Raw genomic sequence first — 19,674 nt, forward strand, 5'->3', positions numbered from 1 at the left:
AGGGGAACGGCCGGGCGTCATTTGCCGTCATTGTCCAGGTCAAGACCGGTACGGATCGCCTCGCGGATCACTTGCGGGCTAAACCGTGCCCATGCGGCTTGATGCGCGCGCACGCGCTGCCGCGCCCGGCGTTCGGGGTCCAGGCAAAGTCCGATCGCCATATCGGCAAGTCCTTCGTCGGTGGCCGACAACAGCACCTCGTCGCCATCGACCAGGTCCAGACCCTCGGCCGCCACCGGTGTCGCGATCACCGGCACGCCCCAGGCCATCGCCTCCAGGATCTTGATGCGCGTGCCCCCACCCGCCTTGAGTGGAATGATGGTGAGATGCGCGGCGGACAAAAGCGGTGCCACGCTTTCGGGATTTTCGATGAGTTCCACGTCGGGCAACCCGGTCAGCGCCCGCACCGCCGCCCTTGGGGTACGTCCGGCAAGGACAAGCTTCGCGCCGGGCAAGACCTGCCGGATGCGGGGCAGTATGGCATGGGCCAACCGCTCGGCGGCATCGACGTTCGGTGGATAGCCGAGATGGCCGATGAACAGGATCACCGGAAAGCCTCTATCGGTCGCGGCCTCGGCGGACAGCGCTTCGGGAATGTCTTCGGCCTTGGGAATTCCGTTCGCAACGACATCGATCGGCAGCTTGTGCCGGGACAGGCCCGTCAGCTTCTCGCGGTCCAGGTTCGAGCAGACCCAGACCCTGTCGACGAGGGAAAGCGCTTTTCTCTCCAGTCGCCGAATGCCAAATCCGGCCCGGAATCGCTCCAGACGGAGATGCTGCAGCTGTGCCGCCAGGTCGGACTCGACGTTATGCATATCGAGGACGAGTTGCTTCGTCAGCGGCCGCAACGGCCGCAGCAGTTTGAACAGGCCGATTCCCTCGACGATGATCGTGTCGGGTTTGAAGGTTTGCACCAGGGTCAGCAGGCGCGCGAGTGCCGTGCGGGGAATGCGGTTCTCCGCCGCTATCCTCCACCAGCCCAGCGAGGACGACCGCGGCTCCTCCGCAATCGTCAGCCCAACGGCTTGGAGGCGTCCGTTGGACGGCTTTGACGGACTACCCAGCGGCCGAACCGAGGCAAGCTGGACCGGACCGTATTCCGAGGCCAGACTGGCATTGCGGAAATTCCTCAGATCCGCGCCCGAAACCGCCGGAAAGGCAGGGTCGTAAGAGACGACCAGGGTACGTTTTTCCTTGACCCCGCCGGCGGCCGACGAAAGGCCGGGCCGTTCCATTATGGCTCCGGCATGAATTCGGGTATGATATTGCAATGTCTTCCAACTCCGGTTCAGGGTCTTGTGGGCGCGGACCGCACGCATCATGCTTATCGCATCCCTGTATCGCTTGTGCTTGAGAAGCTGCCTTGAGAGCCGCTGCGCGATCCAGGCTTTCCTCCACTGCAGGACGTCCCTAGCAATGCCCGAACCGGCGAGTTTGTCCAGTTCTAGCGCTATCGCCAGAAACGTCGCCCGCGGAGCCTGCACAAACCGTCGCGCCATTCTCTCTTCGTCATGGTGGTAGAGGAGCACCGGGGTAGGGGTCGTCACCACATCGGCTCGGGCAAGCAAGGCTGCCCAATAGCATGTATCCTCATCGAGGCTGATGGTTTTCAGGAAAGCGGATGACGGCCGTCGCCCAGGCCGCGACCAATGCGCTGCCCACGGCGATCGGCCATGTCTCGTTGAAAAGGTAGCGCCAGGCGTTCAGGGTGCGATCGCTTGTATATCCATGTGGAACCTTGAGCTTGTCCATGCCTGCCCGACCAGCTCAGGTAGCCTGCGGCATCATCGAAATCCAGAATAAGAAGGTTAGAGAATCCCCAAGGATTCCGACATTTCCAGCAGACTTCGGAACCAGCGGCGGATGTCGTCGCTGGTTGGCGGTTTCTGCGACAGATGAAAGGCAATCGATCGGAATGCCAACTCTTTCAGGTCCTTTCGACGGGCCTGCAAATGAGGGGATGATAGTCCATTGCGTCGAGATCGAGATGCTTGCCTCCGGCACACAACGGCACGCAGATGTAACTCCTGCTCAAGAGCTGGATTGCATATTCCGTTTCAGTTACAGGCTGCATCCACGAGTGTTCCGCGGCCGCAAGGCGAGCTCAATCGTCCCTGGCAGTACCGGGTGCCGTCAAGCGCCGGATGGAATACTTGGGTCTGGTATTTGCGGACATTTGAGTGAACAAAGGCCGGTGCGCCGCTTGCGGTCATCGTCTGGACCATGCCAGCCAGCGCGCCGCAAGGCGCCTGCGCAAGGAGGTGAGCCGGGTTCGCCTGTAGGCGTCGCCCGCCATCTTGATGCCTTGCGCTTGTGTCGGGAAGGGATGGATGACATCGGCCAGGGTATGCAATCCCATACCCGACCTGATGGCGAGCGTCACCCCATTGATCATCTCGCCGGCATGGCTGGCGACGACGGTCGCCCCCAGGATACGGTCGGAGCCTTCCCTGACATGGATCTTGACGAACCCTTCCTCCTCGCCGTCCATCACGGCACGGGCGACATCATGCATCAGCACCGTATAGGTCTTGACCGGAATGCCGTTCAGGCGCGCCTCCGCAGGATAGAGACCGACATGGGCGATCTCCGGATCGGTATAGGTGCACCAGGGAACAACAAGCTCACTCAGCCTTTCGCGCCCGCGAAAGAGCGCATTGCGCACGACGATGCGCGCCGTCGCCTCGGCGGTATGGGTGAATTTGTATTCGAGGCAGACGTCGCCCGCCGCGTAGATGTGCGGATTCGTGGTTCTCAGATAGTCGTCCACTCTGATGCCGCTGGCGTCATACGCCACATCGGCCTCTTCCAGTCCGAGACCATCGACATTGGGCGAACGGCCGACGCCGGTGATGATCTCGTCGACGGAGATCGTGGTCGTGTCGCCGTCCCGCACCAGGTCGGCGAGCTTCCTGCCGCCTTCCCCGCGCACCGCCACCACTTCGGTGTTGAGGCGGACCTCGATCCCCTCGCGCGCCAAGGCGTCTGATAGGATCTGCGCGGCGTCGCGTTCCTCGCCGGGCAGGAACATCGGATCGCTTTGCGCCAGGATGACCTTGGCGCCGAGCAGGCGGAAAGCCTGCGCGGTCTCGCAGCCGAGCGGACCGCCGCCGATGACCAGGAGCCGCTGGGGGCATTCCGTGAGGTTGAACATGCTCTCGTTGTCGAGATAACCGGCCTCGGCAAGCCCCGGAATCGCCGGCCCGCTCGGATGCGCGCCCGTCGCGACCAATGCCTTCCTGAAATGCAGCGTCTTGCCGGCGACCATCACCGTATCCGGCCCGCCAAACCGCGCTTCGCCGAAATAGAGGTCGATCCCTTCGGCCGCGATGGTCTCGGCCGAATCGGCGCGGCTGATCCGCTGTCGGATCTGCCGCATCCGCATCATGGCCCGCTCGAAGTCGACATGAAGATGTCGTGGCGCGTCACCGCCGAAGCTCTCGGCATCGCGCATATCGGCATAGAGCCTGGCGGTGCGGATGATCGACTTCGACGGGATGCAGCCGACATTGATGCATGCACCGCCGATCAGCCCGCGCTCGATCAGGGCAACCTTCGCGCCAAGACTCGCGGCGTCACGCGCAGCGGTGAGTCCTGCCGGCCCGGCGCCGATGACGACGAGATTGTAGGGACCGTCCGGCTCCGGGTTCTTCCAGCGCGGCGGATGCGCGCCCCGGATCAGTTCGACGTCATTGCGGTCGACAGGAAAGGCGGCGGCCCATGTCCGTTCACGCGACATCGCCACCCCCTGCCGCGGGCGCTGTCGGCTGCGACAGCCAGCCGCCCGTGAAGCCGGCTCTGCCCAGGCCGCGACGGATGTGCGGATTGCACCGCATCAAGTCCCAGATCAGACGCGAGCGGTGGTTCTCGATCATCATCACCACGATGCCCTGGTCGAGCCCGTAATGGCCTTCGGACACCCAGCCATCGCCGCCGAATCTTCGCCGGTTGGCCAATGTCGGATTGAATCCGCTCGGCAGCCGGTAACCGTCGATCACCTGTGGATAGCGATCGGCGAGATGGCGCAACGCAGCCAGGCAGATATCGGGCGCGAAAGGCAGCGACGCCGGAAAGGACCATGGCGCGATCGTCCCGTCATCGGGACCGAATGGCGCGCCGCGCGCGGCATAGCCGGAAAACCGGTGCGTACGCCGCTCCACGCTGGCGCGGAAGCCGCCCGGCCCGTCTCCCGCCGAAAGGCCCCAAAGGTTCTCGCCATAGCCATCGAAGCCATAGGGGTTGTGGCGGGCATAGTCGCGGTGAAGGTAGGTCGAGCGGCGGCTGTTTTCGAAATAGTCCGAGTCCTTCTCGCGCATGAAGGCGTCGCGGATGCCGGCGAAATCGATCCAGGCATGCGAGAACTGGTGCATGAACAGCGGCCCGCCATAAAGCACGTCATGGCCGTAGATGTTTTCCCACTGGTAGGTCGCCGTCCAGGCCTCGTAACTGTCGTCGGAGGTCGGGCTGTCGGGTGAGGCCATCGACAACACATAGAGGACGATCGCCTCGTTGTAGCCTTCCCAGCCATAGTGGAGAAAGCCGCTCCTCGGCTTCCAGCCTTGCCGCAGGGTCGGGCTGCTGCCTTGCGCCCACCGCCAGTCGACGCGCCGGTAGAGCGCTTCGGCAAGGCGCCGGATTTCGGCTTCCCGTTCATTGTCGCCGCGGAAATAGGCGCCCGCCACCAGTATGCCGGCCATCAGCAAGGCGGTGTCCACCATCGACAGTTCGCAGCGCCAGACACGCAGCCCGGTTCGCATGTCGAGGAAATGGTAGTAAAAACCCTTGTGGCCGGTGACGTCCTCGCCGCCGCCTTGCGGACTGGCCGAGAAGAAACGCAACGCGGCCAGCGTCAATTCCACCGCCGCCTCGCGCTTCATCCAGCCGCGCTCGACGCCGATCGGATAGCAGGAGAGCGCGAAGCCGACGACGGCGATGCTGGCCGGCCAGTTCGGCCGCGACGTATCGGCGACCAACCCGTTGTCGGGGTTCACATTCTCCAGGAAATAGCCGAAGGCGGCACGCTGGTAGCGCTGCAGAAGCTCGTCATCGGACAGCGCGGCGGGATCGGCTTTAAGCACGAGACGCGAACTCCAGCCTGATGGCCGCGACTCCCGGGGGAGGAACGGCCACGTCGAATCCAAGGGTGCGGTCGTGCCAGGCAACTGGTTGCCGCCGTTCTTGCATTACCGAGGTCGCACGCAACTGCTCGACCGCTGCCGCGCCCAGGTAATCGGGTCGTCCCATTGTTATCCACAGCGCCTTGGCGTTGGCATTTTCCGCATCGATCCGCCGAACGATTGCCGCTGTGGGCTGCGGCGCATTCCTGAGTTCGACATGGACGGTCTCGTTGGCGATTGGATGCCGTGGCAAGGCAAAGTTGGAGATCAGCACGGTCATCGAATTCCCGTCACGGACGCACCAGCCATCAAGGGTTGGATGGGTTCCCTCCATGAACAGAATTTCCGTTCCAAGTTGATGCAGCGTTTCAAAGGCACGGTAGGCCGGTTTGGCAATTCCGTGAAGGTTCATCAACCCGAAGCCACCATGAAAGGGCACGGATGGAAAATAGTTTTCCTCGAAAATATCGGAAAAGGTCCAGTAGCTGTACGCTTCAACCAATCCTCTCGCCTCCATCACCGTCTTGACGACGAAAGCGGCGGCATAGGGCTCGTCATGCATCGAATCGCGTGGATTCGAGGAGGTGCACCATTCAGTGTAGTAGAGGGGCCGGTCGCCCGCCTGCAGGCGAGCGGTGCGAGCCTCATCGCGCAACGCGCTTCTGATGCTTTCCGAAAGCTGGGTCTCGGTGTCGTCGCCAGGTTTACCGAAGGCATCGGTGGGATAATGGTGCGTGCTGATGAAATCGGCCGGTAGGCTGTTCTGGTCACAATATGCGATGAACTCATCGATCCAGGCGTTGTCCGCGGTAGCCGGTCCGCCGACATTCAACTTGATGTCCACGGATTTGATCGCCTTTGCCGTATAGGCATACAGCTTGAAATAATCTTCCTGCCTGCCGCTGCCGAACGCGTCGAGATTGGGTTCGTTCCAGACTTCGAAGAACCATTGCCGCACTTCGTCCAGGCCGTAGCGATCGATCCAATGGGCGACGAGTTTCGAAATCAGCGTCGACCATTGATCATAGTCCTTCGGCGCGCTGACATTGGCGCGGTAGCGGAAGATGATCTGCCCGGAGGATGATAGCATTGTCGGCATGAAACTCAGCTCGACAAAGGGCCGCATGCCGATCGACAGCAGGAAATCGAAGATCTGGTCGGCATTGAAGAACGAATAGAGCGGCTGGTCATCCTGGTCGATGAGCGTGCCCATGTCGTCATCGAGCAGCCCGTGAAAACGGACATGACGAAAGCCGAGTTCGTCATGCGCCCGGCGCATCTGGGCCTGCCAGTCCGCGCGCAACGCCAGCGTCGCATGGCCGCTGCCGACCGTATGTTCCCAGAAGTGCGGGAAGTCATCGCCTTGGACGCCGAGATCGCAGCGAAAGGTCACGCCCATGGAACAGTCACGACTATTTGCCGATCGCATGCCTGCATTGCCAACTATATATGCCGGCCAGGCTCCATTCGTTGCCTTGTCACGCGGATTTGTTGTGCCGTCAGTAGGTGGCGCGGCCGCCGGAAACGTCGAAGACGGCAGCCGTGGTGAACGAGCACTCCTCCGAGGCGATCCAGCAGATCAGGGCCGCCACCTCGTCGACCTCGCCGAAGCGCGCCATCGGTATCTTGGACAGCATGAAGTCGATGTGCTCCTGGCTCATCTGCCTGAAGATCGCGGTGCGTACGGCCGCCGGCGTCACGCAATTCACCGTCACCTTGGTCTTGGCCAGTTCCTTGCCGAGCGACTTGGTCAGGCCGATCACCGCAGCCTTCGAGGTGCTGTAGGCGGAAGCGTTGGGATTACCTTCCTTGCCGGCGATCGAGGCGATGTTGACGATGCGGCCATAATTGCGCTCGAGCATGTGCGGCACGAGCGCCTTGTTGCAATAAAAGACGCCGTTGATGTTGATGTCGATGACCCGCTGCCAATCGTCGACCGAATAGGCCCAGGTCGTCATGTTCGGCCCGGTGATGGCCGCGCTGGTGACCAGGATATCGACGCCGCCAAGCGCTTCGATCGTCGACCGTGCGGCGGCCTTCACACCGGCCGCATCGGCAACGTCCAACGTCACGGCGTGCAGGCCGGGAATAACGGTTTTCGCCTGATCGATCTGGGCCGGATCACGATCCCAGACGCTCACGCGTCCGCTCTCGTCGAGGATCCTTTGCGCAACGGCCAGGCCGATGCCCGAGGCCCCGCCGGTGATGACAGCCGACCGGCCAGCGAACCGTCCCGCGAAACTCATAGGCATCCGATCTTCCCCTGTCGTGATCGGCCGCGATCGGCCGTCTGACCTCCAGGTGACTGTGAGGTTGCTGCCAGGCAAGTTCAAGCCGGCATGCAGGCCGATCGTCTGGGCCAATGCCTGGGAGCAACCCCGAAGTGATCGCCGCCGGATGGATGTCGCAGGGCAACCGGCTGATCTCGTCGATCGCCCCGCTGTAAGACAAGGTGACCGGATTTGCCATTGAGCACAGGGTGCGATAGATTATATTGCACTGCACAATGGAGACGCCGTTTATTGTACGCCCCTGTTTGCGGATATGCCGGCTGGCTTGTGGATTGCCCGCCCCGCGCCGCGTCGACGGGACTCTGAGATGAAGATCCCAAAATCCCTGCTGATCGATCCCCAGAAGAACTCGGTCTATGGCAGCTTTGCCGTGGCTGTCTCTATCTGGGCGTTTTCCTACTCCGTGATTTTCGGCCAGATGATGATCCTGGCCTACTACGCCGTCTGGCTGCCGCTCATCCTCGTCGACTACCGGCGGTTTCTGCGGCAACTGTCCAGCGCCTGGCTGCCGCTGCTGTTCGCGGCCTATATCTGCTCCTCCGTCTTCTGGTCGCAGGCGCCCGGCATCACCGCGAGGACCGCCGTCCAGTATTTTTCCCATATCGCCTGTGCCTACGTGGCCGCGCGCACCGTCAGCGTGCGCACCCTGACGATCGGTGCGTTGATCGGGATCTTCGTCGTCCTGCTTTATTCGCTGAAGGTCGGGGGCTATTCCGAGGACGTCCTCGACGGCACCTACAATTTCGTTGGCGCCTTTGCGTCCAAGAACCAGATCGGGTTCGTCTCCTCGCTCGGCATCTATTTTTCCGTGGTGTTCCTCGCCTTTCTGCGGCGCGGACGGCTGAGCTTCATCCTGGCGATGCCCGTGGTGCTGCTGTCGGGCTACCTTCTGGCCATCTCGCATTCGGCCACCTCGGTAGCCTCGATACCGGCGGTCCTGGCGTTGATCGCGCTTCTTGCCATGAGCAAGCTTCTGTCACGGCGCTATCGCCGGGTGATTGTCCTGATCGGCGCCGGGCTGATCGGGGTGGTTGCCATTGTCGCCTTGAACCTCGGACTCATGGACTTCGTGCTTGGCATCTTCGGCAAGGATTCGACGCTCACCGGGCGGACATATCTGTGGGAGCAGGGCTGGAGCGCCGTGCAGAAATCTCCGATCCTCGGCGTTGGTTATGCCGCCTATTGGGTGCAGGGTTTCGCCGAGGCCGAGCGGCTGTGGAATGAGTTCTACATCACCGCCCGCAGCGGGTTCCATTTCCACAACACCTATATCGAAGCCCTGGTCGAGCTCGGCTTTGTCGGCGCGGTGATGATCTCGCTGATCATCCTGCGCACGCTCCTTGGTCACCTCGCGGCCGTGGTTCTCAGGACATGGCAGCCCGAGCCTGTGGTGCTGGCCGGCGTGATGGTGCTGCTCCTGATCCGTTCCTTCGTCGAGGTCGACATTCTCAGCCCCTACATCATGGGGTCGTTTCTGCTGTACTACAGCTTCTTCAAGCTCGCGCCGGTGCCGGTCATGCAGCGTCGACGGGTTCCAGTTGGGCCTGCCGAAGCAAAACCCGCACAAGGTTGACCAAATTGGCGTAGAGCGGCCACGGTACACGACGCAAGGGTGAGGACGGTTTGAAGTGCTTTGAATAGGGGATTCTTCGCCAAAAGGATCCTCCCATGCCAAGCACGGTTCACGCCGCCCTCATTGAGACCCTAAAACGTCATTTCGTGCTGCGCAATTCGCGCCTGGAAACGCTGGCGGTTCTGATCGTGGCGCTGGTTCAGGGCCGCACGGTCAATCTGAGCCATGTCGCGAGTCGCTTCCCGGGAGCCGCGCAGCATGGTTCGAACTATCGCCGCCTGCAGCGTTTCTTCCAGTCGATCCGGCTGGATCAGGCGGTTGTCGCGCAGCTCGTGGTGCGGATGCTGAACCTGTCGCGGCCCAAATGCTTGGCGCTCGACCGCACCAACTGGAAAGTCGGCTGCAAGGACATCAACATTCTCATGCTGGCCATCGTGACGCGGCGCTTCCGCGTGCCGCTGCTGTGGGCGGTGATTGATCACCAGGGCAGCAGCAACACCGGCCAGCGCATCGAACTGACGCGACGTTATCTCAGCCTGTTCGGGGCGGCCTCGATCGAGCTGCTGCTCGCCGATCGCGAAGTCATTGGCGCCGATTGGGTCAAATTCCTTATGGAAAACAAGGTCCCATTCGCCATTCGCGTCAAGCAGGGCCAGTGCGTTGCCCTGGCCGATGGACGGCTCTGGACGATCAAGTCGCTGCTGCGTCGCCGCCGCCGCAAGAGCCGCAGCCTCACCACCTTCGAAGCCAGCTTGCCCGATGCATCCACCGCTCTGTCCTTCGCCGCCAAATGGATCGACGGCAGAAAAGGCCAGCAAGGCGAATGGCTGATCGTCATGACCAACAGCCCCAACGCCAAGGCGGCAATAAGCGCCTATAAGGACCGTTGGGCCGTCGAATGCCTGTTCGCCGATACCAAGACACGCGGCTTCGACATGGAAGACACCAGAATGACCGCGCCAGACAAGATCGACACCCTGACCGCCATCCTCGCCATTGCCGTAACCTGGGCCTATCGATGCGCAACTCGAACCATGGGCCTGAAGGCAATCAAGCGAAAGGTCCATGGCCGACGCGAGAAGTCGTGGTTCCGAACCGGCCTCGACGCGCTCAGGGCATGGATCACCTTCGCACCCCAAAACGCCGTCCGCGCCTGGCAAAACCAATTCCCAAAACGCTTCAAAATCCCATGAGCCGTGTACTGTGAACATGGAACGATGAGACGCAATCCCCGATGGAAAACCGCTACGCACTTTTCCTGTAATTGCTCTAGACGGTTGCCTTGCTGCGCACTTCCGACTTGTCGAGATAGTAGGTCGAGTATTTGTCGAAGAATTTCTCCGAGGCCCCGAACGATCCGTATTTGGCCAGCTTCTTCAGGTCGACTTTGTTCAACACCATGCCGACGATCTTGTTGGCGACATAGGGTTCGGATTCCAGCATCGACCGCACCATGGCGCGCGGCGTGCGCCCCCACTCGGTGACCAGCACGAAGCCATCGACGAGTGGCGCGAAGGCCTTAGCGTCGACAACCGGCCCGAGCGGCGGCAGGTCGACGACAATGTATTCGAACGTCTCCTTGGCGTTCTCGATGAAGCGCCGCATCCCGGCCGAGGAAAGCAGCTCGCTGGTGTGCGAGAAGTGCCCGCGCGACGCGGCTGGGATGATGGCCAGCTTGGTCTGCCGGTCGATCTTGCCGACCGACTGCCAGGTCTGGCCACTCACCACCGCTTCCATCAGCCCCTGGTCGGCCTCCATGCCAAGGCCGCGGCTGAGGCCCGGATTGCGCAGGTCACCGTCGATGAGCAGCGTCCTGGCGCCGTTGGCGGCAAGCAGCCCGGCGAGATTGGCCGCGACCGTCGACTTGCCTTCGCCGGGAAGCACCGAGATGACGCCGATGACGCGGCTGCCTTGCCCTTCCAGCACGACATCGAAGGCGATCTTGGCGCTGCGCAACGTTTCGGCGAACATCGATGCCGGAGCATCGACGCTCACCCTCATGCGCGCCCGCCTTTCGATGGCCGCCGGCGACCTGGCCGCCTTGACGTCAGGCTGACCGTCGGCTGGCTTGTCCTCCTTGGCGGGTTTGCTGCCGATGGTCGGCAGATAGCCGAGGAACTTGAGGCCGACGCGGTCGCGCACTTCCTCGCCGGTCCTGAAGAAGCGCTCGTTGAACTCGTTGAGGCCGCCGAAGCCGGCGCCCATCAGAACGCCGAGCACGAGCGAAAGTCCGAGCACGATGATGGTGCGCGGGCTCGAGGCGGAGAGCGGCGTCGAGGCATCCGAGATGATGCGGATCTTGCCAACCGGGAAGGATTGCTGCTGCGCGGCCTCCTCGTAGCGGCCGAGGAACGTCTGATAGAGCGTGGTGAGTGCCGTTGCCTTCTGATCCAGGTCGCGCAGTTTGACCTGCGACTGGTTGTCGATGGAACTCTTGCCTTGTGCGGCGGCGACATTGGCCCTGAGCGCGGTCTCGCGCGCCAGCGCCACCTCATATTCGTTGCGATAGCTTTCGGTGAGCTGCTTCAGCTCGCCGAATATCTGCGCCGATATGTCGGCCTTTTCCTTGGCGAGCGCCACCGCCTGGGGATGCTGCGGTCCGAAATTCGCTTCGACGTCCTGCTGCCGCTTGGCGACCGTGAGGTAGCGCGTCTTGAGCGCCGATATGACCGAGCTGCTCGGCTGGTCGCTCGATATAGCGGCATCCTTGAAAGCATTGTCGGAGCCACTGTCGACGATCGTCTTGTATTGCTGGTAGCGGGCGCTGGCGCGTGCAGTATCGGCCTGCGCCACGATGAGCTGGGCGTTCAGGTCGGCGAGCTGCTTGTCGCTCATCAACTGGCCGTCGCTGTTCGCGGACAGTCCGTGTTCGGCCCTGAATTTCTCGACCGCGAGCGATGCCGCCTGCGAGCTCTCGCGCAGTTCCGTCAACCTGCCCTGCAGCCAGACCGCCGCACGCTCGGTGGCGTCGAAGCTGGCATCGAGCTGATCGGCGAGATAGGCGTCGGCATAGGCCTTGGTGATCGCTGTCGCCAGCGCCGGATCCGTCGCCTGGTAGCCAAGCGCGATGACGTAGCTTCGTCCGACGCGATCAGCCCGGATCTCGTTCTGCAGCTTGAGGATCGCGTAATCGCGGCGCGACGTGGCGATCAGCGCGTCGCGCGCGGCCGGGTCGAGCTTGCTGATGTCACCGATGCCCGGCATGGGAGGGCTGGGGCGAAAATACTGGATCATGCCGCGGACCAGGTCGACGCCCTGGGCAAGCGCCGACTGGGGCGGGTTCATGAACGTATCGTTCTGGTCCAGCTTGAGCTTGTCGACGACCACGGCGGCAAGCCGCGTCGAGGTCAGAATCTCGATCTGGCTCAGAATGGCGGAATCGGTCTGCATCGTTGTCGACGCAGCCGAAATGTCGTCGACGATCTTGTTCAGGCCCTCGTCGATGAGCACCGAGGCGTAAGACTGATATTTGGGCGGCGTGGTCTGGATATAGAGCATGCCAAGGAAAAGACCGATGACGGCGCATACGCCGACGACCTTGGCCTGTCGTGCGGCCATGCCAAGCAGCCGCTCGATATCGATGAAGTCTTCGCCGTCTCCTGCATCCGAATTCGGCAATGGCATCCTCTTGTCGAGAGGAAAGTTGGCATAATTCATCTTCGGTCCAATTCTGGCTTGTCTAGCGCACAGGCCCCGGGACGATCGGGAGCATTGCCGGGCGCGGCATAAGCTTCATGCCGGACAGCGGTAAGCCGGCTGGCCCCTCCGCCGTCAGCCATCCGACAATGCTCCCGAAAGATGGGCATTATGCGGCTTCTTCCTGGCGTTCATGCGACCGGACGAACGCCCGGAGCATCTCGAAAACCGGGCCTTTCATGTCGTCTCGCGCCAGCGCGAAAGCGACATTGGCCTGGATGAACCCTTCTTTCGACCCGCAGTCGAACATACGGCCGTTGAAGGGCTGGGCGAAGAACGGCTGGTCCTTTGCCAGACGCACCATGGCGTCCGTCAGCTGGATCTCGTTGCCGGCGCCGCGTTGCTGGTTGCCGAGCAGCGCGAAGATCTCGGGCTGCAGGATGTAGCGGCCGTTGATGTAGAAGTTCGACGGCGCGTTGGCCGGCGCCGGCTTTTCAATCATGGCCGTCACCTCGAAGCCGCCGCCAATGTCGGCGCCCCGGCCGACAATGCCGTATTTATTGGTTTCGCTCGGATCGCAGCGCTCGACGGCGATGACGTTGCCACCGGTTTCCTCGTAGAGATCGGTGATCTCGGCCAAACATCCGCGCCCGCCGAAGGAGACCATGTCAGGCAAGAGCAGGGCGAAGGGTTCGTTGCCGATAACGTCGCGCGCGCACCAGACGGCGTGGCCGAGGCCCTGCGGCGATTGCTGACGGATGAAGCTGGTGGCGCCGGCCACGGGCAAAAGGCTTTCCAGCGACTGCAATTGCGCCTTCTTGCCGGTCTGCTCCAGGGTTCCGATCAATTCCGGATGCAGGTCGAAATAGTCCTCGATGACCGCCTTGTTGCGGCCGGTCACGAACACGATGTGCTCGATGCCGGCCTCGAAGGCCTCGTCCACCGCATATTGCACGACAGGCCTGTCGACGACGGGAAGCATTTCCTTCGGCATCGACTTGGTCGCCGGCAGGAACCGCGTCCCAAGCCCCGCCACCGGTATCACGGCCTTCCTGATTTTCTTCATTGCAAATTCCTTCTGAGGAGATCGACTGCATCCATTAGCAGGCCACGAAAAATCCCTCCATGTGCCTGCATCTTCACCTCCCCGCCCCCACGGCAAACTGTGCCGCTACTCTTCGCAACCGCACGGCGATCGGCATGCCCATATGCCTGACCGCCGCCGGGTCGCTGAGCGCGGTCCGGATCGCCTTGAGCGGGGACCGCGCCTTGATGTGCTGGACCATCGACAGGAAGGAGGCCGCCTTGCGCAGGCTGCGGCCGCGCCGGGCGAAGGCAGCCTGGGCTGCCTCATCCATACGATGGGTCCGAGAGAATACGGCGTCCGCCTCGCGCATCGCTTCGACATGGTGAAGCTCGAGCACACGGGAGATGGAGCCGCTGCGTATGTGGTAGGCATAGCCGATGGCGGGTTCGACCACGCATCTGCCGCCCTTGGCCAAGGCGTCGGCAAACAGGATGTAGTCCTCGCCGATCCTCAGTTTCTCATCATAGCGAAGCCGGTTTTCATCGAGGAACCGGCGCTGGAAGATCGGCTTGAGGTAGCCGAGATTGAACTTCGATTCGAAGACGACGTTGCCGGCGATGTAGGTGGCCAGCGAAATCTCGCGCAGGCCTTCGAGATACTGCCGCGGGAACATCGCGTCTTCGACGACGCCGTCCTCGCGGACGATCTGGAGGTTGTCAACGGCGATCTGGGCGCCCGCCTTTTCGGCGCGGCCGATCATGGCGGCTATGCGGCCCGGAAAGACGGCGTCATCGGCATCGAGAACCGCGATCCACCTGCCGCGGGCGACGTCGAGCCCGGCATTCCTGGCCCCGCCGGGACCACGATTTGTGGTGAGCGCGACGACGCGCACGATTTCCTCGGGATAGGCCCGCGCCACATCGAGCGTGGTGTCGCTCGACTGGTCGTCGACGACGATGATCTCGACGCTGACACCCTTCTGCGCGATGGCGCTGGCGATCGCCCGGTCAAGGGTGGCCTCGGCATTGTAGGCGGCGATGACGAAGGAAACGTCCGGGACGAAGGAGGCGTCAGGCTGCACGCTTGCCTCCTTCCCGTGGAGTGGGCTGACCGTAGAGCCGGATTTCGCGGATGCCGACAAGTCCGCTGACGACGCCGACATGCATGATGCCGCGCAGTACGCTGCGGTTCCTGCGCACCGGACTGGCGACAACTGGAAGCGCGGCGGCGAAGCAATAGGCCGCCTTTGCCGCGGCAAGGCCGACCTGTTTGACCAGGCTGATGCCGCCGGCGTTGTTGCCCAGGAGATGACCATGTGTCTGCCCGACCCGGAAGCGACGCCGGCCAAGCCAGTCGAACGCGGCCCTGGCGCGTGGCACTACCTCGTCCACCCACGCTTCCTTTGAAAAGGCGATCCGCCCGCCTGCCTTGACCATCTGGTCGAAGAACTCGGTGTCCTCGCCGCCGGTCTGGCCGCGCGCCAGGCTGAAGCGGCGGCCACGCAGGCTGTCATATCCCATGCGGAGCAGAACGTTGCAGGTGTAGCCGGTGCGGATTTCGCCCCGCACCCAGACGGGCAAGGTCGAATGGAAATCGCCGCGGCGCATCCAGTCCGGCGCATCCGGGCGATAAAGTGCCCGCACCGGGCCGAGCACGGCGGCGGCGCCACTTTTCTCAGCCGTCGCGACCAGTTCGGCAAGCCAGGAAGCCGTGGCGGTCTCGTCGTCGTCGATGAAGGCGAGGAAATCCGCCTCGCTGGTGTCGAGACAGGCGTTGCGGGCGATCGAGATGTTGCGCGCCGGGCAATGCTTGTAACGGATCGGCAAGGCCAGTTCCCGCGACAACGCCGTGACCAGATCCCTGGCGCTCGGCGTGTCGTCATTGTCGGCGACGATAACGCCGACATCGAAACCTTCTGGCATGTCCATGGCGGCGAGCGAGCGCAGCGTGTCGGCCAATTCCGGACGCCGGAACGTGCACACGCCGATGTCGATGCTGCGGTTCTTGGCCTGAGGCGCCATCACGCCACCCCGCGTCGCGCGCCGAGGCCGAGAAGTTGCAGCCAGAATCCGACGGACCAGCCGAAATGCATGACCATGGCCGAAACGCCGGCCAGCGCGATATCGGCATTGCGCTCGCCGACCGCCGTCACCAAACCATAGCTCAGGCATACCGACGCCCAGATCAGCAGCGGCACCGCCGCGATCCAGTGCACGAAGGAGAAGGCGGCCAGAAGAACCACCGGAAAAACCAGCAGCGGCACCATCTGCCGGACCTTCGGGATGACGCGGTGCTTCAGCACGTTCTTGGCACGGCCGCGGCCATAGCCAAGGTACTGGAAATAGAGACCTTTGAGCGAAGCGCGCGGATAGTAGACCATCTGCGTCCTGCCGCTCATCCAGATCCTGTAGCCGGCCTGCCGCAGCCGATAGTCGAGCTCGGCATCCTCATTGTGGCTGAACGTCTCGTCATAGCCGCCGACGGTCTGCAAGGCGGAGATCCGCATCAGCGCGTGATGGCCGTGGTCGACCCACTCTCCGGCGGAGAGATGACGGTGCTTGGAGCCCCCGGTGCCGAGCTTGGAATTCTGCGCCGCGGCGGTCGCCTTCTGGACCGCGCCGCTGCCGCTGGTCAGCATCGAAACCACGACCGAATCGGCACCGGTGGCAAGCGCCTCCTCAACCAGCCGGTCGCAATAGTCGTCGGGATAGCCGCCGTGGGCGTCGATGCGGATCAGATACTCGGCGCCCTCGCCGAACCTGACCACCGCAAGGTTGATCGCCGCGCTCTGGATGCGTTTTTCATTGTGGAGCAGGATGATGCGCGGGTCTTTCTTCAGGCGCTCGCCGACAATGGCCAGCGTGCCGTCGGTGCTGCCGCCATCGGCAACGACGATGCGGGCGCCAAGCCTTGCCGCCGCCGGGCAAAGTTGGTCGAGCAGCGCACCGATATGGGCTGCTTCGTTCAGGCAGGGGATCACGATCAGGCTGGAGGGAAGCGCTTGCGTCATCAGGCAAAGTCCCTCCTATGCCAGGGCTTCGGTCGCGAAGGGCTCGTGCACGGTGGTCAGGCGGCGCAGTTTCTCGACCAGTGCGCTGCAGTCGCCGCGGTCGTAGCTCCACATTCTCGGATTATGGGCAAGCACGCGCGCCTTCAGTCGGCCGAAGCGGTGCCCCTCCATCGTGCCGAGTGCTGTTTCGAGCGCGTGTGGCGTGGCGTTCGGCAGAAGGACGCCGATATCCTGTTGGCTGAGGAACCGTCCCGTTTCGGTATGGGCCATCGAGATCGGCACCGCCCCGAAGCGGCAGCCTTCATAGAGGCGGTTGGGCAGCAGCCATTCCGAGTTCTGACCCGCTTCGAAAAAATCGATTGCCCAGGAGAAATGGATGTCCCGATAGATCGCCGCCATGTCTTCCGGATTGCGGTATGGGCCACCAAAGGACAACCACGGCTCGGCTTCGACGAAGCCGTGGAAATCGGGGAATTCGGACAGAGCCGGGCGGCCGCGCAGCACGACCTCGAAGCGCCCCTCCATGCGGCGCGTGAAATCGGCCAGCAACTCCAGCGATTGGCGGCAGCGCAGCGCTCCGAACCAGCCGATACGCCACGGCGGGGCGACAGGCGCTTCGACCGGCTCGCGCTCACCGGGCAAGATCACTGCTGCCTCGAAATATTTGTTCTCGACCAACTCGACGGGTGCGGCGACCTGGCGGAAGGGCTTGAAGTAATTGGCGATGAAGGCGGGCGAACTAGTCACCAGCAGCTTCACGTCGCGCGCCAGATGCCGCTCGGTGGCGCGCAACGCCTTGCCGAGGACATCATCGCGGAGCACCAGGCGATGGATATCGAGGCATTCATAGACGATCGGCACCGCAGCGCCGAAAACCGACCTGGCGCGGCGGGCAAGCGCCAGCATTTCCAGATTGCGCGCGATGATGAGATCGGGCTTCGGCATGCCGCCGAGCTTAGAACCTATCGAAACCGCCGCTTTCGCCACCGCTGTCAGGCGTTGGGCGAATCGGCCGTCGCGTGTCGCGCCAAGGTCGATCGGCCGCAACCCTTCGATGTCGGCGATGGGGGCCGCGGTGCGGCGGAAGCCCGCCAGGGTGACCCGGGCGCCGCCTGTCCTGAGCATTCCGATCCGCCGGCGAACCGCCGGATCGGAAACATCGTGCACCAGGTACAAGACATGCAGCATGAAAACTCGACCGCTGTTTGACCCACCCAAGGGGATGCTAGTACAGCTCTTGCTGCATCGCAACATTTTTGGTGCGGCGTAGCAAAATTACCCATCTGTACCGCACTGCACAAAACATATGACCCAATTTTGGCAGCGCGGGCGCGGCCACACAATCGAACCATCGGGGAGGCGGCATGGCCTGACGCGCCCGGAAACGAGGCATTTTGCTTGCAATCCCCGCAACATGACGATCACATCAGCCCAAATCGCTCCCCATCCGGCAGCCGAGCTGAAGTTTAAGCAATTGCTAAATTAGTATTGCACTGCAACACAAAACGGTGTTGAACTCTCGTCAGGAAAGTTGGGCCTTGAGTTTGGCTAGGGATCCGCTCTTGCATTTTGTTGCAGCGCGGCAGCAAGCTTTCTGCATCATTGGAATAGCTTGCGAAATCCCCGATGCCGCTACTTGAAGACGAGTGGTTCAGTATGGGCAAGTCTCTTCGCATCGCCATCTTTGACGATAAGTATCCGACCAGCTTCGTCACGCCGCGAGCATCAAGGCATACGATCCTGCGCCAGCGATTTCTGCCATTGAATCTGGTCTCATCCAAGCTGGAAGGCGTGACGCTGATCGAACCTGCCTTGTCTGTCGACATGGTGCATGCATTCAACCGGATACCGATCAATTCCTCCAAGTACATCATGTCGTTTGAATCTCATTTGCCGCGACAGTTTGCCCTTCGCAAACGCGGGTTGATGGCCAGCTACCTGAGGTCGCGGATTGCCAGCCCAAATTGCCGTCGCATTATCGCACTGTCGCATTTTGCCCGCAGAAGTTTTCTGGCCCAGCACAGCGACAATCCGGAAATCGGCCTCCTGACGGAAAAGCTATTGGTCCGCCACCCGAGCATCGTGGTGCCCGCGACGGAAGATGCGATGTCCGAAAACAGCGCCGAGGAACTGGTGCTGACATTTGTCGGCGCTAACTTTGGCCGCAAGGGCGGATGCGTTGCAGTCAAGATCGCCGAAAAGGCCATCCAGCAGAAATTGCCCATCCGGGTAAACATTGTCTCAAGTCTCCAGGTTGGCGGCCATATATGGACGGATCCGACAAGCCCGGGATTCTTCGACCCCTATATCAAGCTGCTCGAACTGAGAAACGTCCAGCATCACGGGGTGTTGCCCAACCGATCGGTGCGACACTTGCTGCGCAACTCGCACTTCGGCATCCTCGCCACGTTTGGCGATACCTTCGGCTATTCAGCGCTGGAATCCATGTCCGAGCACACTCCGGTTCTTGGAACAAAGGTCTGCGCCTTGCCGGAATTCCTTGAGGACGGCGTCAACGGGATTGCCCTGCCTGTCAGGCTCAACGACATCGGCGATTGGTGGAGTCCGGGATACGACTCGCGGGGGGAGGCGAAATATGCCGAATATTTCCGTGACGAGGTCGAGCGGCTCGCCAGTTTGGCCATCGAACGATTGAAGCCGTATATAGGGCAACCCGCCTTGATGGAGCCGCTCCGGCGCGATGCCCGCAGGACCGCGGAGACCATGTTCGGGTTAGAATCCGCGGACGCGTTTCTCGATGCGCTTTACGATCGTGTCGCATTGGAAAGCGTGCGCGAGTCTGTTCAACTCGATCCTGCCCTCGATGTTGCATCTCCCCAGTCCTTGCAGCTTGAAACCGTTCGACTCGGTTCATCGCAGTTTGAACCTGGCAGGCAAGAATGCAGTGGACAAACCCACCCCCCAACAGCCTCCGCGGCTTGAGCGTCTCTCCAGGAGTTGCAGTTGCTGCCGCGCCAGCCGGAAATCTCCTGACACGAAAGGCCCTTTCCGCAGTGCAA

Annotated in this window: 15 protein-coding genes; 3 read left to right on the forward strand and 12 right to left on the reverse strand. The window is 62.2% G+C overall.

Features of this window, described 5'->3' with window-relative positions:
- Positions 1–17: 17 nt before the first annotated feature.
- The 6 genes from FJ548_RS11010 to FJ548_RS11035 form a co-directional block, all read right to left on the reverse strand.
- Complete coding sequence (locus FJ548_RS11010) at positions 18–1,235, reverse strand: glycosyltransferase family 4 protein (RefSeq protein WP_140777875.1); 1,218 nt, start codon at positions 1,233–1,235, stop codon at positions 18–20.
- Positions 1,236–1,590: 355 nt separating this feature from the next.
- Positions 1,591–1,752 (reverse strand): hypothetical protein, encoded by a 162-nt coding sequence (locus tag FJ548_RS29815; RefSeq protein WP_181168764.1) that lies wholly within the window; start codon positions 1,750–1,752, stop codon positions 1,591–1,593.
- A 457-nt stretch (positions 1,753–2,209) separates the two neighbouring features.
- Positions 2,210–3,739: a mercuric reductase gene (locus FJ548_RS11020; protein WP_140695260.1), complete on the reverse strand. Its 1,530-nt coding sequence runs from the start codon at positions 3,737–3,739 to the stop codon at positions 2,210–2,212.
- On the reverse strand, positions 3,729–5,078 hold the full coding sequence (locus tag FJ548_RS11025) for a glucoamylase family protein (protein ID WP_140777876.1): 1,350 nt from the start codon (positions 5,076–5,078) through the stop codon (positions 3,729–3,731). The genes FJ548_RS11020 and FJ548_RS11025 overlap by 11 nt, the downstream gene beginning before the upstream one ends.
- Positions 5,071–6,516, reverse strand: coding sequence for a glycosyl hydrolase (locus tag FJ548_RS11030; protein ID WP_181168765.1), 1,446 nt, complete (start codon positions 6,514–6,516; stop codon positions 5,071–5,073). Before FJ548_RS11030 ends, FJ548_RS11025 begins: the two co-directional genes overlap by 8 nt.
- A 100-nt stretch (positions 6,517–6,616) precedes the next feature.
- Positions 6,617–7,369 carry an SDR family NAD(P)-dependent oxidoreductase gene (locus tag FJ548_RS11035; RefSeq protein ID WP_140777878.1) on the reverse strand — a complete coding sequence of 251 codons (753 nt, stop codon included), beginning with the start codon at positions 7,367–7,369 and terminating at the stop codon, positions 6,617–6,619.
- Between the two features lie 346 nt (positions 7,370–7,715).
- Here FJ548_RS11035 and FJ548_RS11040 point away from each other — a divergent pair, with 346 nt between their 5' ends.
- The gene (locus tag FJ548_RS11040; RefSeq protein ID WP_140777879.1) at positions 7,716–8,981 is read left to right on the forward strand and encodes an O-antigen ligase; all 1,266 of its coding nucleotides are present in this window, start codon (positions 7,716–7,718) and stop codon (positions 8,979–8,981) included.
- Positions 8,982–9,076: 95 nt separating this feature from the next.
- Complete coding sequence (locus tag FJ548_RS11045; protein WP_140777880.1) at positions 9,077–10,174, forward strand: IS4 family transposase; 1,098 nt, start codon at positions 9,077–9,079, stop codon at positions 10,172–10,174.
- Positions 10,175–10,250: 76 nt separating this feature from the next.
- Here FJ548_RS11045 and FJ548_RS11050 read toward each other — a convergent pair whose 3' ends face one another.
- From FJ548_RS11050 to FJ548_RS11075, 6 genes are all read right to left on the reverse strand, one after another.
- A complete protein-coding gene (locus tag FJ548_RS11050; RefSeq protein ID WP_140777881.1) occupies positions 10,251–12,638 on the reverse strand; it encodes a polysaccharide biosynthesis tyrosine autokinase in 2,388 nt (795 codons plus the stop codon).
- A gap of 148 nt (positions 12,639–12,786) precedes the next feature.
- On the reverse strand, positions 12,787–13,683 hold the full coding sequence (locus tag FJ548_RS11055) for a UTP--glucose-1-phosphate uridylyltransferase (protein WP_140606800.1): 897 nt from the start codon (positions 13,681–13,683) through the stop codon (positions 12,787–12,789).
- Positions 13,684–13,756: 73 nt separating this feature from the next.
- A complete protein-coding gene (locus tag FJ548_RS11060) occupies positions 13,757–14,725 on the reverse strand; it encodes a glycosyltransferase family 2 protein (protein WP_140777882.1) in 969 nt (322 codons plus the stop codon).
- Complete coding sequence (locus FJ548_RS11065; RefSeq protein WP_140764849.1) at positions 14,715–15,665, reverse strand: glycosyltransferase; 951 nt, start codon at positions 15,663–15,665, stop codon at positions 14,715–14,717. The genes FJ548_RS11060 and FJ548_RS11065 overlap by 11 nt, the downstream gene beginning before the upstream one ends.
- The gene (locus FJ548_RS11070) at positions 15,665–16,654 is read right to left on the reverse strand and encodes a glycosyltransferase family 2 protein (protein WP_140777883.1); all 990 of its coding nucleotides are present in this window, start codon (positions 16,652–16,654) and stop codon (positions 15,665–15,667) included. Before FJ548_RS11070 ends, FJ548_RS11065 begins: the two co-directional genes overlap by 1 nt.
- Positions 16,655–16,669: 15 nt before the next feature.
- Positions 16,670–17,842 carry a glycosyltransferase family 4 protein gene (locus FJ548_RS11075; RefSeq protein WP_140777884.1) on the reverse strand — a complete coding sequence of 391 codons (1,173 nt, stop codon included), beginning with the start codon at positions 17,840–17,842 and terminating at the stop codon, positions 16,670–16,672.
- Between the two features lie 438 nt (positions 17,843–18,280).
- Here FJ548_RS11075 and FJ548_RS11080 point away from each other — a divergent pair, with 438 nt between their 5' ends.
- Complete coding sequence (locus FJ548_RS11080) at positions 18,281–19,597, forward strand: glycosyltransferase family 4 protein (RefSeq protein ID WP_140695234.1); 1,317 nt, start codon at positions 18,281–18,283, stop codon at positions 19,595–19,597.
- Positions 19,598–19,674: the final 77 nt, after the last annotated feature.

The organism is Mesorhizobium sp. B2-4-17 (assembly GCF_006441275.1).
In the GTDB taxonomy this organism is placed as follows: domain Bacteria; phylum Pseudomonadota; class Alphaproteobacteria; order Rhizobiales; family Rhizobiaceae; genus Mesorhizobium.

Excerpts from the sequence above, each read along its gene's own strand:
- FJ548_RS11065 (WP_140764849.1), bottom strand. The coding sequence starts at position 15,665 with ATGGCGCCTCAGGCCAAGAACCGCAGCATCGACATCGGCGTGTGCACG.
- FJ548_RS11045 (WP_140777880.1), top strand. The coding sequence starts at position 9,077 with ATGCCAAGCACGGTTCACGCCGCCCTCATTGAGACCCTAAAACGTCAT.
- FJ548_RS11080 (WP_140695234.1), top strand. The coding sequence starts at position 18,281 with ATGCCGCTACTTGAAGACGAGTGGTTCAGTATGGGCAAGTCTCTTCGC.
- FJ548_RS11040 (WP_140777879.1), top strand. The coding sequence starts at position 7,716 with ATGAAGATCCCAAAATCCCTGCTGATCGATCCCCAGAAGAACTCGGTC.
- FJ548_RS11010 (WP_140777875.1), bottom strand. The coding sequence starts at position 1,235 with ATGGAACGGCCCGGCCTTTCGTCGGCCGCCGGCGGGGTCAAGGAAAAA.
- FJ548_RS11020 (WP_140695260.1), bottom strand. The coding sequence starts at position 3,739 with ATGTCGCGTGAACGGACATGGGCCGCCGCCTTTCCTGTCGACCGCAAT.
- FJ548_RS11050 (WP_140777881.1), bottom strand. The coding sequence starts at position 12,638 with ATGAATTATGCCAACTTTCCTCTCGACAAGAGGATGCCATTGCCGAAT.
- FJ548_RS29815 (WP_181168764.1), bottom strand. The coding sequence starts at position 1,752 with ATGGACAAGCTCAAGGTTCCACATGGATATACAAGCGATCGCACCCTG.
- FJ548_RS11075 (WP_140777884.1), bottom strand. The coding sequence starts at position 17,842 with ATGCTGCATGTCTTGTACCTGGTGCACGATGTTTCCGATCCGGCGGTT.
- FJ548_RS11055 (WP_140606800.1), bottom strand. The coding sequence starts at position 13,683 with ATGAAGAAAATCAGGAAGGCCGTGATACCGGTGGCGGGGCTTGGGACG.
- FJ548_RS11035 (WP_140777878.1), bottom strand. The coding sequence starts at position 7,369 with ATGCCTATGAGTTTCGCGGGACGGTTCGCTGGCCGGTCGGCTGTCATC.
- FJ548_RS11030 (WP_181168765.1), bottom strand. The coding sequence starts at position 6,516 with ATGGGCGTGACCTTTCGCTGCGATCTCGGCGTCCAAGGCGATGACTTC.
- FJ548_RS11070 (WP_140777883.1), bottom strand. The coding sequence starts at position 16,654 with ATGACGCAAGCGCTTCCCTCCAGCCTGATCGTGATCCCCTGCCTGAAC.